Source organism: [Scytonema hofmanni] UTEX 2349 (assembly GCF_000582685.1).
GTDB classification, from domain to species: Bacteria; Cyanobacteriota; Cyanobacteriia; order Cyanobacteriales; family Nostocaceae; genus Hassallia; species Hassallia hofmanni.
In genome coordinates this window covers 3,659,017-3,675,184 of the sequence record NZ_KK073768.1, presented here as the reverse complement: position 1 = coordinate 3,675,184, position 16,168 = coordinate 3,659,017, and the positions used below count along the sequence as shown (strand labels likewise).

Annotated in this window: 12 protein-coding genes; 4 read left to right on the top strand and 8 right to left on the bottom strand. The window is 40.5% G+C overall.

What is annotated here, in order from left to right; translation table 11 throughout:
* Positions 1-17 precede the first annotated feature (17 nt).
* From TOL9009_RS0121435 to TOL9009_RS0121420, 4 genes are all read right to left on the bottom strand, one after another.
* Positions 18-920, bottom strand: a complete 903-nt coding sequence (locus TOL9009_RS0121435) for a cytochrome c oxidase subunit II (protein ID WP_038296502.1) — start codon at positions 918-920, stop codon at positions 18-20.
* Between the two features lie 107 nt (positions 921-1,027).
* Positions 1,028-1,630, bottom strand: coding sequence for a DUF2231 domain-containing protein (locus TOL9009_RS0121430; protein ID WP_029634570.1), 603 nt, complete (start codon positions 1,628-1,630; stop codon positions 1,028-1,030).
* Complete coding sequence (locus tag TOL9009_RS0121425) at positions 1,627-2,127, bottom strand: DUF2231 domain-containing protein (RefSeq protein ID WP_029634569.1); 501 nt, start codon at positions 2,125-2,127, stop codon at positions 1,627-1,629. Before TOL9009_RS0121425 ends, TOL9009_RS0121430 begins: the two co-directional genes overlap by 4 nt.
* Positions 2,128-2,892: 765 nt before the next feature.
* Positions 2,893-6,489 carry a tetratricopeptide repeat protein gene (locus TOL9009_RS0121420; RefSeq protein WP_260675926.1) on the bottom strand — a complete coding sequence of 1,199 codons (3,597 nt, stop codon included), beginning with the start codon at positions 6,487-6,489 and terminating at the stop codon, positions 2,893-2,895.
* Positions 6,490-6,778: 289 nt separating this feature from the next.
* Between TOL9009_RS0121420 and TOL9009_RS0121415 the strand changes: the two genes are divergently transcribed.
* A complete protein-coding gene (locus TOL9009_RS0121415; protein WP_029634567.1) occupies positions 6,779-8,260 on the top strand; it encodes a site-2 protease family protein in 1,482 nt (493 codons plus the stop codon).
* A gap of 97 nt (positions 8,261-8,357) precedes the next feature.
* On the opposite strand, the gene TOL9009_RS0121410 is transcribed toward TOL9009_RS0121415, so the two are convergent.
* The 3 genes from TOL9009_RS0121410 to TOL9009_RS0121400 all read right to left on the bottom strand — a co-directional run bounded on the left by TOL9009_RS0121410 (position 8,358) and on the right by TOL9009_RS0121400 (position 12,493).
* The gene (locus TOL9009_RS0121410; protein WP_029634566.1) at positions 8,358-9,107 is read right to left on the bottom strand and encodes a PEP-CTERM sorting domain-containing protein; all 750 of its coding nucleotides are present in this window, start codon (positions 9,105-9,107) and stop codon (positions 8,358-8,360) included.
* A gap of 400 nt (positions 9,108-9,507) precedes the next feature.
* Complete coding sequence (locus TOL9009_RS40040; protein WP_242055533.1) at positions 9,508-10,653, bottom strand: glycoside hydrolase family 10 protein; 1,146 nt, start codon at positions 10,651-10,653, stop codon at positions 9,508-9,510.
* 574 nt (positions 10,654-11,227) lie between these two features.
* The gene (locus TOL9009_RS0121400) at positions 11,228-12,493 is read right to left on the bottom strand and encodes a sulfonate ABC transporter substrate-binding protein (RefSeq protein ID WP_029634565.1); all 1,266 of its coding nucleotides are present in this window, start codon (positions 12,491-12,493) and stop codon (positions 11,228-11,230) included.
* Positions 12,494-12,598: 105 nt separating this feature from the next.
* Here TOL9009_RS0121400 and TOL9009_RS0121395 point away from each other — a divergent pair, with 105 nt between their 5' ends.
* The 3 genes from TOL9009_RS0121395 (at position 12,599) to TOL9009_RS0121385 (ending at position 15,242) form a co-directional block, all read left to right on the top strand.
* On the top strand, positions 12,599-12,895 hold the full coding sequence (locus TOL9009_RS0121395) for a hypothetical protein (RefSeq protein WP_029634564.1): 297 nt from the start codon (positions 12,599-12,601) through the stop codon (positions 12,893-12,895).
* 20 nt (positions 12,896-12,915) lie between these two features.
* Entirely contained in the window at positions 12,916-13,584 is a 669-nt protein-coding gene (locus tag TOL9009_RS0121390) for a cadmium resistance transporter (protein ID WP_029634563.1), read from the top strand.
* A gap of 1,163 nt (positions 13,585-14,747) precedes the next feature.
* Positions 14,748-15,242, top strand: a complete 495-nt coding sequence (locus TOL9009_RS0121385) for a hypothetical protein (RefSeq protein ID WP_029634562.1) — start codon at positions 14,748-14,750, stop codon at positions 15,240-15,242.
* 88 nt (positions 15,243-15,330) lie between these two features.
* Here the strand turns inward: TOL9009_RS0121385 and TOL9009_RS0121380 are convergent, their stop codons facing one another.
* Positions 15,331-16,164, bottom strand: coding sequence for a hypothetical protein (locus tag TOL9009_RS0121380; RefSeq protein WP_144238299.1), 834 nt, complete (start codon positions 16,162-16,164; stop codon positions 15,331-15,333).
* Between the last annotated feature and the right edge of the window lie 4 nt (positions 16,165-16,168).

The window sequence follows — 16,168 nt, the reverse complement described above, 5'->3', positions numbered from 1 at the left end:
AAGGGCTGAAGCTGTTACTACAAATTGACTAGGGGAGGGGTAGCAGGGGCAACAGTTGCCCAACCTGGTTTGATTGACTGATTTGATGCTTGAGCATATTCAGAGGCTGCTTGGTTTTTAGCGATCGCTTGTTTGTGAGTTGCAGCTTTTGTCAGCCATTTTTGGTAATCTTCTGGTGATTCAACGATTACATCGGCTTGCATGGTTGCAAAGTATGTGCCGCTATATTGAGAATCGGTTAAGCGATATTTACCTGGACGGATGGGTGTAAATTCAAAGTTGATAGTTTGGTTGGGAATTATGTCTTGCTTGAGTCGGAAAGCGGGAATATAAAAGCCGTGGAGAACGTCTTCAGATTGCATTGCTAAACTTATGCGGCGATCGCTTGGTAAATGCAGTTCGGTACTGGTGACGTTTTTTTCTGGATAATGAAATACCCAAGCCCATTGTTTAGCAAGTACGTCAATTTTTTCTAATTGTTCAGTTGCGGCGTCTTTTGGTGCAGCATATGCCGATTCTATTCCCATCGGATTAGGCAAATGTACATGCTCCATCGGACCTTGAATTCCCATTTTCTCGTAGGTTTGGTAGCTATAATTTGCAATCCAAAACACTAACAAAACTGGGATGACTGTCCAAACAACTTCCAAAGTTATATTACCTTCAATTGGGGGACCATCGCTATAGTCATCTTTGATTGCGCGATGGAAAATAACCGAATACATCACAGTTGCGGTTACTCCCAAGAAGATGAACGCACCCAGCGTCACGAGGAAGCTAATCAAATCATCAATTAGGACAGATTCGGCTGCCGCTTGGGGAGGAAGCCAAAAGTAGGCTTGTTTGCCGATCCAAATACTAGTAAAAGTGAGAGCGATCGCGCCTGTAATTAATGTGAAAATTCGCAATATTTTCTGCATAATTTGTTGGGTGATTGATGGTTATTCTACTAATTCATAACTTTCGTACAGACGTTCCGCCGGAACGTCTCTACCAGTACAAACGTTCCGGCGGAACGTCTCTACTTCTAAAACATTTCGTTCAAATCTTTGCCGGAACGCAGTAAATTATCTGCTGTATTGTGTACTCCAAATTCTGTGGCTAATTGCGCTCCTAATGTGCCGTGGAGGAACATAATGAACATAATTCCTATGCCCATTAATAGATAACTTAATTGCACTTCTCTATCTGCTTCTTTTGACCAAACGAAGCGCTGCCAACCTCTCCAGACGGTCATACCGACAATTAGGGCTAATAATAAGACTCCACCGACACCATGCCAAAGCATAGTTTCCATTGCTTGCAATCCCCAAGCACTTTTCACATTTGCGGGGGGATTTGCCAGCATCATTTCATAAAAGCCTGCCCCGACTGTGAAAAATGTAATCACAGATGAAGCGAGCATGTTGTACCAACCAACATCAAAAAAGCTGGAACGTTCCACAGGAATTGCTAAAGATTTGAAGACCCATGTTTGGAAAGGGAAAATTACACCAATAATATCAAAGGTAATCCCAATAATAAACAAACCTAAAGTCAGATGTACTAAGTTGGGATGAATGGGAATGGTGTAAGGTAATCCGTTCGCACCTAGTTGGTTGCTTAATTGGTCAATTAGTTCTGAATTCATGGCAAAATACTCTCTTTTACTGCTTGAACAACTGGTACTGTATGTAGTCCATATACCCAAACAAGTTTGTCACCAAGATATACTTGGAAGCCAACTACACAAGTTAAAAGCAGTCCTACTCCGAGATAGTAAATCGATATTTTGTGTGGGTTACGAATACGCATTACATAACGATATGCTGTAATCGCTGCGATGATTCCTGAAAGCGACCAGCCAATCAGTGTATGCGTACTCAAAACTGATTTTACTGCGTTATAAGGTTGTGCCAATCCTGCTTCAAATTGTCCGAAAATGACAGCAACAAAAATAGCGATGGTGGCAAAAAACATATTCCACCAACTCACTTCAAAAAGGCGAGTTTTACCAGTGAAATAGCCGATGACATCGCAAATAAACGCAAACAATACCAATGCGATGACGAAGTGAACGACGATGGGATGAATTGTATCGGGATACGGTAAGTTGTGGTCGTTCAATGAGGTTAAATACTTCAGCATGATAATCTCCTTAACATATTTTTTACCTAAATTTCCCTGATTGTCACTCAACAAAAGCCTTCAGATGTAACCGGAAGTTGATATTTTTGCAGCGTTATCCGGTGACTGAATTTTTCAGCTTTTTCGCAAAATTAGGTAAACTTGCTTTTATTTTTAGTTCCTTGATTTTTACTTCAATTCATTTGCTTCTGCCTAGATATGGCTAAAAATAATTTCTGTCTGACGCTGGATTAGTGTTACCTAACTTTTAGGTTATGCAATATATTAAGTTTTGTCAAACAAATCAAAATAAAAGTTTTAACTGTAGCTTTATATCAGAAAATTATTTTTATAATGTATCTAGATTAAATTGTTGAAATAACAGAATTGTAAGTTAATTGACAATTACAAGAAAGCTGTTTGTGATGAAAGACACGGATGATGAAGTAAGTGAATAAAGTTGAGGCGAATCTTTTCACTTTAATGGTTTTTATGCAGTGATGAAGAAACTTTGTAGTAGGGGTTTTAACGCCTTTTTAATTTATCACCGTCAGGCTAGAAGCCTGGGGCTATACAAACAAAGCCCACCTACGTGGGCTAATTTTAATTTATCACCCTCAGGCTAGAAGCCTGGGGCTATACAAACAAAGCCCACCTACGTGGGCTAATTAGCGTTCTTCCATCACTTTCGCCAGATAAAATTTGAAACCCTATTTTCTGGTTAGTCAGCCTAATCGCGGACTTTGTTTGTGTAGCTGCGACTTCCAGTCGCCTTAATTATTCTTTTTACTTCCACTCTCCTTGAAGTGTAAATGCTGCCCAGTAATATGGTGCGGCAAAGTTCTCATTTTTTAACATTTCTATTTGTGCCGATCGCAATGCAGCCGCAGGTTTTAATTTGTCTTGCAGCATTTTTTGATAAAATTTTGTCATTAATTCTGATGTAGCTTCGTCATCGACACTCCACAAACTGACGACGACTCGCGGGCTACCTGCATACATGAAGCCTCTTGTCAAGCCCACTAATCCTTCTCCTTTGATTTCTTTGCCTAAACCTGTTTCGCAAGCACTGAGGACAATTAATTCTGCTGGCAAGTTGAGGTTAAAGATATCGTGAAGTCGTAAAAAACCGTTTTGCGGCATTCCTTTGTTGTCAAACAGCGACAAGACTATCCCAGATAATTCTGGTTGCGTGCTATTCAGGATACCGTGTGTGGCAAAATGGACGATGCGATACTGACTGAGTTCGGGATTGGTTGCGATCGCGCGACTGGCATCAAAATCAAAAACCTCTTTGCGTAAGGCATCGGGAAATAAAGTTGAGATGCGATCGGCTTCATTTCGGGTAAATGGCAAACGATCAAATGTTATACCTGTTCTTTTGGCGGATCTTGATAAATCGAGTTCGTTTACATTAGGTTTGTCTAGTTTTTGTTGCGGTAATTTCAAGCGTGGATCGTCGCTGGTAAAAACTGGATCGGCAAAAATAGCGATCGCTTTCGGTGCTCTTTGACGGTTATTTATTTCTTTGCGTAAAACTGCTAAGGTAGATACTGAGGGTAAATATACTATTTCGTGTTCAACTAACAAAGGCGTTGATTGTGTCTTACCTGTTTGGTCTTTCGGATTCGGCAATGCTGCAAACGGCAAATATTGCAAAGCACCATCACTAACAATCACTAAACGCTTATTTCCCAACTCTTTCGCAACGGGTTGCAAAAGTATCTTACTGAGTTTGGTTCCGATTTCGACATCTGTAGGTGAATTCAGATTAGATCCCACCGATATTCTTCTCGGTTTCTTCAACGATTGATAAAATTGCTTTGCGGTAGTTTCTATTTCTACACGTTTGGGTAATTCGTAACTCTTAATATTTGTTTTGCTAACTGCCCACAGATAACTGCGTTCTTCGCCTAGAGAATATTCTAAAACTAGGGTATCGTTATCAAGTAGCTGCTGGTGTTGTGCTAATGTCAGAGATTGAGGTTGTGTAAGTGCAGCATAACGGGGACTTAAGCTTCTAATTTGTGCTTTGAGTTGTCGATTTTGTTCTAAAAGCGCGGAAATTTCTTTTTCTAGCGCTTCGGTTTGCGCTTCTGTATTTGGTTTGTTGGATAATTCAATTCGGCGTTTTTCTGTAGCATCTAATTTTTGCTGTAAGTTGCGTTCAAGTTCTAGCAACTTCGGATCTACACCTTGACGAATATCGGCGTTAGCTTCATTCAACAATTCTACCAGACTGCGGGCGCGAGCGCGTTCACTAACTTGCAATGCCAAAGCATCGTATCCTTTATCTGGTTGCTGTTTGTGCAACCGCATCAATAAGTCGATGTAAAACTGGTAATATTTTTGTATTGAAGCAAAATATGAGCTTCGCAAATCTTGACTGGTAACGTTAGTGCGGATATCTTCGATAATCGCTATCACCGATTCTATTTGTTTTTGCGCTGCCTGAAAGTTGTTGCGATCGCGTTCGGTGACAGCAATATTATAAAGCGTATCGGCAACACCTGTGCGATCGCCTAACTTTTGCCGCAACTTTAGTTCCTGATTGTAACTGTTGATTGCCTTGTCTGGTTGCTTTAATGAATTGTAAGATTTGCCAATATTGCCTAAAACGTTAGCTTCTGCTGTCGGAATGCCGATTTTTGCAAATCGAGATGCTGCATCTTGTAAGACATCTATGGCTTTTTGATAATTCCCTGACGCTAGATACACTCTGCCTATAAAAGCATATGCTAAAGTTTCACCAAAGCTGTTTTGTTGTTTCTGGGATAATAAAAGTCCCTGGTTGGCAGCTTCCAACGCTTTCGGATAATCTTTTAAAGATTCATAAACTCTAATTACCCCAGTGAGTGTAGCAAATTCTTGAAAAATAGCTTTTTGTTCACGCCACAATTTTAGTGCTTGGTTGTAGTATAAGAGTGCTTTAGGATAATCTTCAGCAATGCGGTAAACTGTACCTATATTATCAAGAGTTTGCGCTTCCCTAGAGCGATCGCCTATTTTTTTAAATATCTCCAATGCTCGCACGTAAGTATCAGTACTTAATTGATAATCTCCTAAATAACTATATATTTGAGCAATGCTTTTTAAGGTCTTCGCTTCTCCAGAACGATCCTGTACTTGACGCTGAAGAGTTAATGCTTGATTATATGTATCTAGCGCTTTTTGATAATCGCCAAATGATTGATAAATATCGCCGATACTACCAAGGGTGAAAGCTTCTCTTGCGCGATCGCTATTTGCACGTTGAAGTACCAAAGCTTGATTTAAAGATTCCAGAGCTTTTTGTTTGTCGCCCAATTCATCGTATACTATACTAATCTGGGCGAAAACTTCCGCTTCACTAGAACGATTTCCGGCTTTTTGAAAAAGAGTACGCGCATTATTGAAGTATGAAATCGCTTTGAGATAATCACCTAAAGATTTGTAAGTACCAGCAATACCGATGAGAGTTTGCGCTTGTTGAGAAAGGTTAAATACAAGTGCAGTTCCAGAAAGATTTCCTTGCGCTTGTTGTTGCAGTTTCAACGCTTGATTGAACGAGTCAAGCGCTTGTTGGTTTTCACCTAAGGAAAAAGAAATTAGACCAAATCTATTATATATCTCAGCTTGTCCGTTAATATCTTTTCTCAAACGTTGAATTTCCAATGCTTGATTGAACAGTGGCAAGGCTTTTTGATACTCACCTAAGGTCGTGTAAACTGAAGCGATCGCATTGAGTGTACGAGCTTGAGAGGCAGTATCTTTTGTGGTACGCTGAATTTCTAATGCTTGATTGTATGCTGAGAGTGCTTTTTGCGTTTCGCCTAAATTAAAGTAAACTCCGCCAATACTGATTAACGTGATCCCAGCAAAGTCAAGTTTTTTCTCAGCTTGAAATAATGACACTGCTTGATTGTAAAATTGTAATGACTTTTGCTTATCGCCCAAATTCGAGTAAGCACCAGCAGCATAAGAAAGCATCACAGCTTCCCCAAAACTATCTTTGAGTTCCCGTCTAATAACTAAAGCTTGATTGTAATATTCGAGTGCTTTTTGGTTTTGGGAAATTGTATAGTAAACAGTGCCGATGCTTAAAAGTGTGGTAGCTTCAGAATTACGATCGCCTATTTTTCGCCAAATTAAAAGTGCTTGAGAGTAAAGTGCGATCGCACGTTGTCGAGATTCCCCCGTACCTTGCTGCAAAAGCTTCTCTGCTTCATCTAACAGTTGCTTTCCCTTTACGTATTCTGGGGAATTCTTTGGTACTTGTTGAGCGATCGCACCTGCGATAGATGCGATCGTCACCATCGGATGCGATAACATCAGAATGCCAACAATCGCCGCTAAAGAGCGATGAATCAGCATTTTACCACTTTTGATTTTTAGTTTCGTCACCGTAATTCTACCTTATATAAATGCTTTCTCTGGTTGTATAAGTCAGATTAGCACCTATGTAGCCACTATCTTAGCGCCGTTACATTTTTGAGAACGTTACAAGCAACGTTATAGATTTAGGACTTACGCAATGACTGCACATAACTTTCCCAAACTCTCCTAAACTCTGTGTCCTCTGCGTTCTCTGCGGTTCGTTTTCCATTTATTTGCGCTCATTCTTAAGATTAGTAGTAATGTCACCGAAAATTTGACCGTCGCCCGTGCGAAAATTAAAAAAAATAGATTAAAAATGCTTACTAATTCAGAAACTCCTATTCTTGCGGCAATCGTGCTGGTTTTTTTCGGTATTTTGGCTTGGGGCTTTTATCGCGCCAGACCATTTGGTAAACTTGGCATCTTAGCTTGGTTGCAGTCGGTGGTCTTGATGACTCCTTGGCTGTTGTTTTTTGGCTTGTTTGCTGCCGGGATTTACATCAATATAGTCGGTGTGTTATTTTTATTAGTTGGCTCAACTGTCTTATACATATTTTTGGGAAGAAAATTGCGAGCAGCTGGACAAGATGCAATCCTCAAACAGCGTGCGACAGAAAGAATAGCCGCTACCACAGCATCAGAAACTCCACAAAATGCACTGAATGCAGAATTAAAGCTAGAAGATCCGCCAATTCCGGAAGAGGAATTGAACGCAATTAAAGGTATTTTCGGTTTAGATACATTTTTTGCCACAGAAGCGATCGCTTACCAACAAGGAGCGATTTTCAAAGGTAATCTGCGGGGAGAACCCGAAGAAGTTCACAATCGCCTTACCATCAGTTTACAAGAACGTCTGGGCGATAAATATCGCTTGTTCCTGGTCGAAAACCAAGATGGTAAACCTGTAATTATCGTCTTACCCAGCAGCAATGATCCGCGTCCGTCAACAATATCACAAAAAATCTTTGCTGGTATTTTATTTCTAGCAACGATCGCCACCTGTTTAGAAGCTGCCGGTCTACTATTAAGATTTGATTTATTTGAGAATCCATCCCGCTTTCCTGAAACTTTACCCATTGGTGGGGGTATTTTGGCGATTTTGCTAATTCACGAAATTGGTCATTGGTTAGTAGCGCGTCGTCACCAAATCCGTTTAAGTTTACCATTCTTTCTTCCCGCCGTGCAGATTGGCTCATTTGGGGCAATTACTCGGTTTGAATCTTTATTACCCAACCGCAGTGTATTATTTGATATTGCCATAGCAGGTCCAGCCGCAGGGGGAATTACTTCTTTGGTAACATTGATAATTGGCTTGCTACTTTCTCATCAGGGTAGCTTGTTTCAATTACCAAACGAGTTTTTCCAAGGTTCGATTTTGGTCGGAAGTTTGGCGCGGATAATTCTCGGTTCCGCATTACAATCATCAGTGGTCGATATTCATCCTTTAGTGGTGATTGGCTGGTTAGGATTGGTCATCACCGCGATAAACTTAATGCCAGCCGGTGTCTTAGATGGTGGACGCATTGTCCAAGGGATTTATGGACGCAAAACCGCAGGAAGAGTCACAGTAGCAACTTTAATTGTTTTAGGAATAGCATCTTTAGCGAATCCCCTTGCCATGTATTGGGCGATCGTGATTCTATTTTTACAAAGGGATTTAGAACGTCCCAGCTTGAACGAAATCACCGAACCTGACGACGCACGCGCTGCATTAGGTCTTTTAGCTTTATTTTTGATGATAGCTACCCTTTTACCTTTAACTCCCGCTTTGGCTGGACGTTTGGGAATTGGGGGATAAGAATTGGATTTTAGACCTTGAAACATTATAAGCCCCATCCGATTATAAATAGGATGGGGCTTTTGATTGGAGAATTATTTAGCTACTAAATCGCCAATTAAAGATTAACAGGTGCAGACTTACGACGACGAGCAACGACCATTCCACCTAAAACTAAACCTAAACCCATCAGAGCGCTGGGTTCTGGAACTTTAGTACTAGGTCCCGATGGCACATTAGCGACGAATAATGAAGCATGAGATAGAGCCTTACCTGCGTTACCACTTCCATCTAAAGCAACACCAATGGTATTGAAAATTCCTTCTAAACCAGTTTTAGAGAAATCAATATCTTTAAAGAGATAAGTGCTGTATACAGTACTGCTCTTGAGGCTTATTACAAATGTACCACTACTCAGTGCCTTCTTTAGGCTCCAGTTGCCAGTACTCAAGCCATTATCTGCTGATAAAAAAGGATTTGGCTCATCCGACTTTCCAGCTAAACTCCAAGTAACGTTTGAACCTACACTACTTGCAAACAAACCTCCATTTAAATCATCAAGTAAAGTGGCTTTATCTCCTGTGTCATTACCTTCAAAAGGTCCTTTACAATCGGTAGCAGCAGTTCCTCCAAATGAGACATTACTAACGTTACACATCACGCTAGTCGCAACTTTATCTGTTGGTTTATCTACGTTATCTGTTGGTTTATCTACGTTACCTGTTAGTTTATCTACGTTACCTGTTGGTTTATCTACGTTACCTGCTGGTTTATCTGCGTTACCTGCTGCCTGTGCTGGTGCAGCTACTGCCGCAACTCCAAGAGCTAATGAAGCAGAAATTAGTAGAGTGGAAAATACACTTTTCATATCTAACAATCCTTGAATTTATTAATTTTGATGCTTTAGGTAGTTGACAAACACTCGTTTTTTCTTCGCTTTTTTGTCTGTGAACTCATCATAAGCACATCACCAAGGATATGTCTGGATTAAATATGTTGCTCAGTTAAAAAAACAGTAATGTTATCTGATGAAATTTCTTCATCTAATTTTTATATTCATGAATTTTGCTGGGAGGTATCGCAAAGATTTGGGAAATAATAGACTTTTTTTTTAAGGATTTACGCACACAATCGCGAGAAAACAAGACTTTGAAATTTGAGATTGCTTGGTGATGTCGCAATGACAGAAATACGTAGTCTGTGCATATGCGCTCATTCCTATTTTTGCAAAAATAGGAATGAGCGCAAAAACCGGACACGATATTACTTCATACTTTCTCTGGTTTCCAACCTAAAAGTAAATTTGGATAAGTTTTTGCTGTAGAAAATAGCTTCCCAAATCTAGTTTGACGTTGTGGGGGTTTCTCGTTGACAAGGTTCCATAAAGTTTCGTAAAAGAAAAAGGATACACCTGCAAACTTGCGATCGCGTACACTCTGCACTTGTGTTTCAATTTGTTGCATCGGCACAAATCGACCTTTCAAACCTGATAAAATGCCGATACTTACGGGAATGTGGCTGCGTGCTGCTTTGACTTCTGGATATTCTAATTCGCTGTTAAACACATTTAAATCATTCCGGTATATCTGCAAAACTAATTCTTCAATTAGTCCCATCCGTTCCCACTTCTGCCAATCTGCTAAAAAGAAGTCATAAGAAAAGCGTTGCGGATTAGGTGCAATGGAAACGATACAATTCTTTTTGGTTGCTTTAATAGCTGTAAACACCCGCTTCATATAGTTGGTGATTTTGTTTGCTCGCCAACTTAACCATTCTGGATTCTTAAAGTCTGTTGGTGGAGCTTTGCCATTATGCTCTTTTTTGTAGAGTGCAACAGTATAGGCATCATAACCCAATTCTGATGGTAAACCAAAATGGTCATCAAATTGAATGCCGTCGATATTGTAATTTCTGACGATTTCGACGATTAAATTTTGGATAAATTGCTGTACTTCTGGGTGAAAGGGATTCAACCAAACGCGATCGTGAGTTCCTTCTTTGATAATCCGCGTACCGTTAGCGCGATTTGTCAGCCATTGCGGATGACGTTTAGCTAATTGCGAATCAGCCGGTGCCATAAAGCCAAATTCAAACCAGGGAATGACTGTTAAGCCTTTTTGGTGTCCGACATCGATTACTTCTTTGAGCATATCACGTCGTTGCAATCCCGGTGTCGGATCGAGCGATCGCCCAATTACACTTTGCGCTACCTTACTTGGATATAACGTCCAGCCCCAATTCCAAACAGTCGGATATACAGTATTAAAGTTTAACTCGTCTAGGCGTTGCAAAGCTTTATTTAGACGCGATCGCTCAAACAACACATCGCTATCAATATTAGTTAACCACACCCCCCGCAACTCCGCACTTTTTCCCACAGACAGATTTTGCGCGTTTAAAGGAAAAGACAACATCACTGCCGCTATTATACTTAAAGCTACCACAGCAGAAAAGAACGCCTTTTGTTTATTCACAAGCTTTATCATTTACTTTGAGTAATATAAAAAAAATTCGTCGTAGTGAGCGGTTTACCGCTCATCCCAAAACCTTCAACTTAATCGTTTTATCACATTAAACAACGTATATTTACACTCATCTACTTACAAAAAATCCCGAAATTAACAGTATAATTCACAACTGTTTTTCGTTCAAAAGCTGTTATAATAGCCATAATTATACTTAATAATCAAATCTGATTCCTATATAACAATCCTAAATGAATTGTGAAAATCGAGAGGCTAAGATCCCCAACTTCTCAAAGGATACAGCTATTGCAAATGGTAGGTCTGACCCCTCATTTTATTCAAAAACCTTGTAGAGACGTTCCGGCGGAACGTCTCTACAATTGTGTGGAATCTCGAAAAATCGTGAGATAAGAGGTGATACCCCTGAATCGCAATAGCTGTATCCGTAAAAGTTGTTGGGGATCTTGTTGTTCACGCTCTTATTTAGGACTGCTATATGATGTAGAGACGTGTCCGTGTCAGATTAATAAGTCCAGTTTTGCTTAGTCTGCAAGCTATAGGTTCCATCTTTGACATTCACCCGCTCAGGAATCAGATTTAAATCTCTAAATATATTTGCTTGATGCTGTAGGGCATTGAGCGATTGGTCGTCAATGGGGATAATGGCGCGTTCGCCACTATGTTTCTGTAAAGTTTCTAGGATGGAGGGATCGATTTCATGGTGTGCTGTCATTCGTTGAACAGCTTCTAATTCCTGTCTCTTAGCCCAAGTACCAGCTTCGTTTACCTCTTCTAAAATCACCTTGAGCAAGTCGGGATAGTCGCGTACCAGTTCTGGAATCGCGTAGTAATAGGTTGGAACTTCCACGGAGGCTTTGTCACCAAATATGCTCTCTAGGTCTGCAATCGATCGCCCTGGGTAAGCGCTTCGGGCTTGAGTAGCTGTGTAGGGAACCCAAATCACCCAAGCATCCACTTCACCCCGACGGAATCGGGGCAGCGCCTCCGGCTGTGTCAGATAAACTGGTTCAATGTCACTAAACTCTAGCCCTACTTTTTCCAGCGATCGCACAAGCACATAATGTGCGCTTGAGCCTTTGTCAAAAGCTATCTTCTTACCCTTCAAGTCTGCCAGCGTCTGAATCGGCGAATCTTCCGGTACCAGAATCGCTTGACCTTTGGGAGCAGTATATTTTTCCTTAGCTACCCGCACAAATACATGATCCGCTGCTTGAGAGAAGATGCTAGCCGTACCACCACCACCACAGAAGTCAATCGTCCCGTTGCTGAGTGCTTCTATCAGAGAAGAGGCTGATAAAAAGCTTGTCCAGGTGACATTCAGTCCAAATGGTCGCAAACGGTTTTCGAGCAAGCCTTGAGTACGGAGAACTTCCAGATTTGTCATTCCCTCTGGATATCCCATTTTGAGTTGCTTGAGCTGCCGCGCTTGCTCTGCTAAGGGTATGTTGCTAGATTGACCAGAACGGTTAGAAAACCAGCGATCCAAAACTATACAAAAAATTATCCCCCCCACAAACAGTCCCACGGTTTCCAGTAACTGGATTATTGAGCTTTTGGGTAGTTTGAACTGATTTATTACAGAGGAGAGGTGATTGCCAGATTCAGAAGCGGCAACAGCATGACGGTCAAAAACTAGAGTCAAGACAAGTCCGATGCAAAATAGAACTGCCAACCTGTAGGTAGCCGATCTACGAGTGGGTAATTTGAGCGACCGTAAGATGTTTTGACCTATGCGTCTAGGCAGAAGGTCAATCAAACGGCTAATCATAATGACTCCTTTGATAAATATAGGTGATGGAAATTGCCGGCTGAATTGGAGATGGGGGTTGAACAGGGTGTAGGGGGTAGGGTGTGGGGTGTAGTGTCCGGTTAGATGGGGATTCAAACCCCAACTAACCTTTATACACCGTACTCATACGGTGGGGTTTTAGACCCCATTGCACTCCTAGGGTGGGGTGTTCCCAATCTTCAAGGTATTCCCCAAACCTACACCCCACACCCCACACCCACTACTGGAAGCGGGGATAAAGTCAAAGCATCACTTGATATGTATAAACTACCAGATTTGCTCACTTGCTATACCCAATATGCGATACTCACATTATCATATCGATATTGTGTGAATTTTCTACAACTGTTGAGCGATCGCTCTTTTTCGGTCATCAGATAGGTGTTGAGTGAGGAATGGTAATGGATTGGTTAATTGCAACAATTAAGATTGGGCTAGCTGCTGCTGTGGCAACAACGTTTGACGACAATATTTATCTGACTGCCTTCTTCAGCGAGGTTAATCGTACTTTTCGTCCTCAACATGTTGTGGTTGGTGAGATTCTAGGGTTTACGGCATTAGTGATAGTAAGTTTAGTTGGTTTCTTACTGGGACTAGTGATTCCATCAACTTGGACTGGTCTACTGGGGATTCTGCCGATACTTATTGGCTTGAACAATTTGTTCAACCTTAATAAGGATGATTCAGCCGAAGATAAGTCAGCCAATCTGAAAAGAAACTCTAAATTTCTCGGATTTGATTCCAGAAAGCGATCGCTCTGGGACGTAATCCGCGATCCCCAGACCTATCGCGTCTCTGCGGTCACGATTTCCAACGGTGGCAACAATCTTGGGATCTATATTCCCCTGTTTGCCAGCAGCTCAATCCAAAATCTAGCTGTGATCATCCCAGTTTGCTATTTCATTGTTTGCTGCTGGCTGTTTATGTCCTATACTTTGACTCATCAACCCGGTATCGCTTTCGTACTCAGCCGTTATGCTCGCAAGATTTTCCCCTTTGTCCTGATGTGGCTGGGTTTGAGAATTCTGTTAGACAGCGAATCCTATCGTCTTTTTCTACCGAACACTTGACAGACAAAGGTTATCAAGGCATTCAAAAAATCTATGGCAACATTGTAAAGTTTTAGTCGTCAAGACGCAGCACTTTTCAAGAAGGCAGAAGGCATTCGTGCTGAGGGCAGAAGGAACCAATTGGGAGGGGATTGTGACCCCTCCCAATTGGAGGCTCCCAATATCGTTGCATTTGGGAGGGGCTTCAGACCCTTACTCCTTTCAGTCGTGGGCAGAGGACACTTATACATTCCTTCTGCCTCCTGCCTTCTGCCCTCTGCCTTTCCCGGTGACGAATGCAACTCGACGCTATTGGACACTCTTGATTGAACAATGGTTAAAATCCAATACAGTTGGTGTTAAGCCCAAAATACCAGTGTAGAGACGTGAAATTTCACGTCTCTACAGGTCTAAAATCAGTACTAAAAATCCTTAACACCAACCGTATTGGGTTAAAATCAAGTCTTTCCCAGTCGTTTCGTTGGGAATTACTTGATTATTCACCGTCAAATCCGTCTTAGGATGCTTTTTTGGAAGTTGGTCAGCCTAAGCAAAATACCATATAAATAAGAGCTTATTTAACGGTCGAAATGCCGCGTGGATGGAGAAATTACGACCTCAAACTTTGTTAATAACTCTGGCAAAGCGATCGCATGAGCTTATATTATGACTTTTTATGAATTTTTCCTGATAATAAAATTGATTGAAATTCAAACACTTATTCAGCTATATCCTAATGCCCAAGCACGATTGAGGCTCAAGACATTTCCTAATTAGCCAATCGATATTCGTAAATGCAGGGTTTAGCACTACACACTCAATAACCGATCGCATGTACAATTTTTTTAACAAAATCGCCCTAGCTTGCGATTCTGACAAGCTAGGGCGATTTTCCCAAATCTCACAATTTAATTATTAAAATTAGGAGTTACGCCATTTACAAAAAGACATTTATGTGCATCATCGAAAGTATAGTCAGTCTTCTAGATTGAACTTACCAGAATAGTCACAATTTGTTCCATTTCTATTCCAAAAATGCATAATTTGATGGTGCTTATACCTATTTTACAGAAGTAAAGCTCATTCATAATTAACTTCTGTTGTTGCAAATCAAGCAAGGGTTTATGCATACAATCAAGATTATGTCAATACATAAGTTATAAAAATTTAATTTAGGATTCTCAATGGTTAGCTTAATTAATTCCCAACAAACTACGACAAACTATACAGCAGCTATCACTCGTCTGACACGGGCAATTATGATGTCCAATGGAGAGTTTTCACTAGTGTTAGCGTGCTGCAATGTCCAAAAGCAACAGCAAATAGTAAGTCGGTTACAAGAATTTTCCTCAGCAGATATCCGAGAAGTACTGATTTTACCTTGCGCTCAGACACTTTATACACCCTTAATCAACGCGATCGGTACTACTTTACCAGAAGCTTTGATAGTCAGAGGTTTAGAATCGGTGGTAGAAATTAATCAACTCATCATCTCTACCAATCTCATGCGAGATGAGTTTAGAAAACAGTTTCCCTTTCCGGTGGTACTCTGGGTTAATGATGAAATTGTGCGAAAGTTAGTTTGGTTAGCGCCCGATTTAAAAAACTGGGCAAGTAGTACTATTAGATTTGATGTGCCAAAGGATCAGTTTGTTGATCAAACAGTGCCTTCCACCTGATACAATTTGGGACTAAACCTAGTAATCATTGGTAAATTCGCCAATATTGTCACCGCTACTTTACACCTACCATAAGTATCATCTCTCCTCATTCACTTTCAAAATTTATCTCTATTTGCTTTTGTGTTACAGAATTATCCTCTTCACTAGCTAATTGAGTAGTTGGCTCATCCATTCTTTCTGTAAGATGTTCAGAAAATGCTTGTATAAAGCGTTGAAGTTCTGCTCGATTTGGTATTACGCTTCTTTCTCCTCCATTTCCAAGTAAAAAAAACTTTCTACCTGCTTGAGATGCTTCAACAATTGTTAAATCCATCTCTTTTCTAAGAGCTATTTGAACAGATAAGCAATGTGGATTTCCTCTATTCATTAATTGCCCTCTGCCCAACCAATCAAAGAATTCAGATTGAGAAATTCTAATTTTTGAATTAATTGTAGAAAGTGGTAATATAGTTTGATTTTTTCCTAACCTATAAAATGGTTGTCTGGGGTAAGGTTCATCAGAAAGTTTGATTTTTCCTTGTTCAACTAAGTAACCAACCGCTATATCCGAGCGTTCAGATGGGGTCTTAAAAGAAACTTTTCCACCTTCCCAAATTGGGTAAGTCCCAAAAGGAACACGCACTTCAGTAAAAACTTCTAATTTGGGATATGGTTCGCATAGTTTAATTACTAAATTTATTAGATAGTCTTGCATGAGTGCAGCGGTTAAGTTTCGTGATAAATTTTGGTTAAAATCAAACCTCTGCTTATTAGCAGTATCTCCTAACCAATTATATCTTTCAACGAATGCTTCTAACCCGTCTATTGGATTAGCATTGGCAAAAATGTTATAGGATAACTGAGTTTCTTCAAGAATATCAGCCAGTAGTTTTTGAGGCTGAAAATCACTAGCCCTAAAATCATTAATATACTGGGACAAAAAC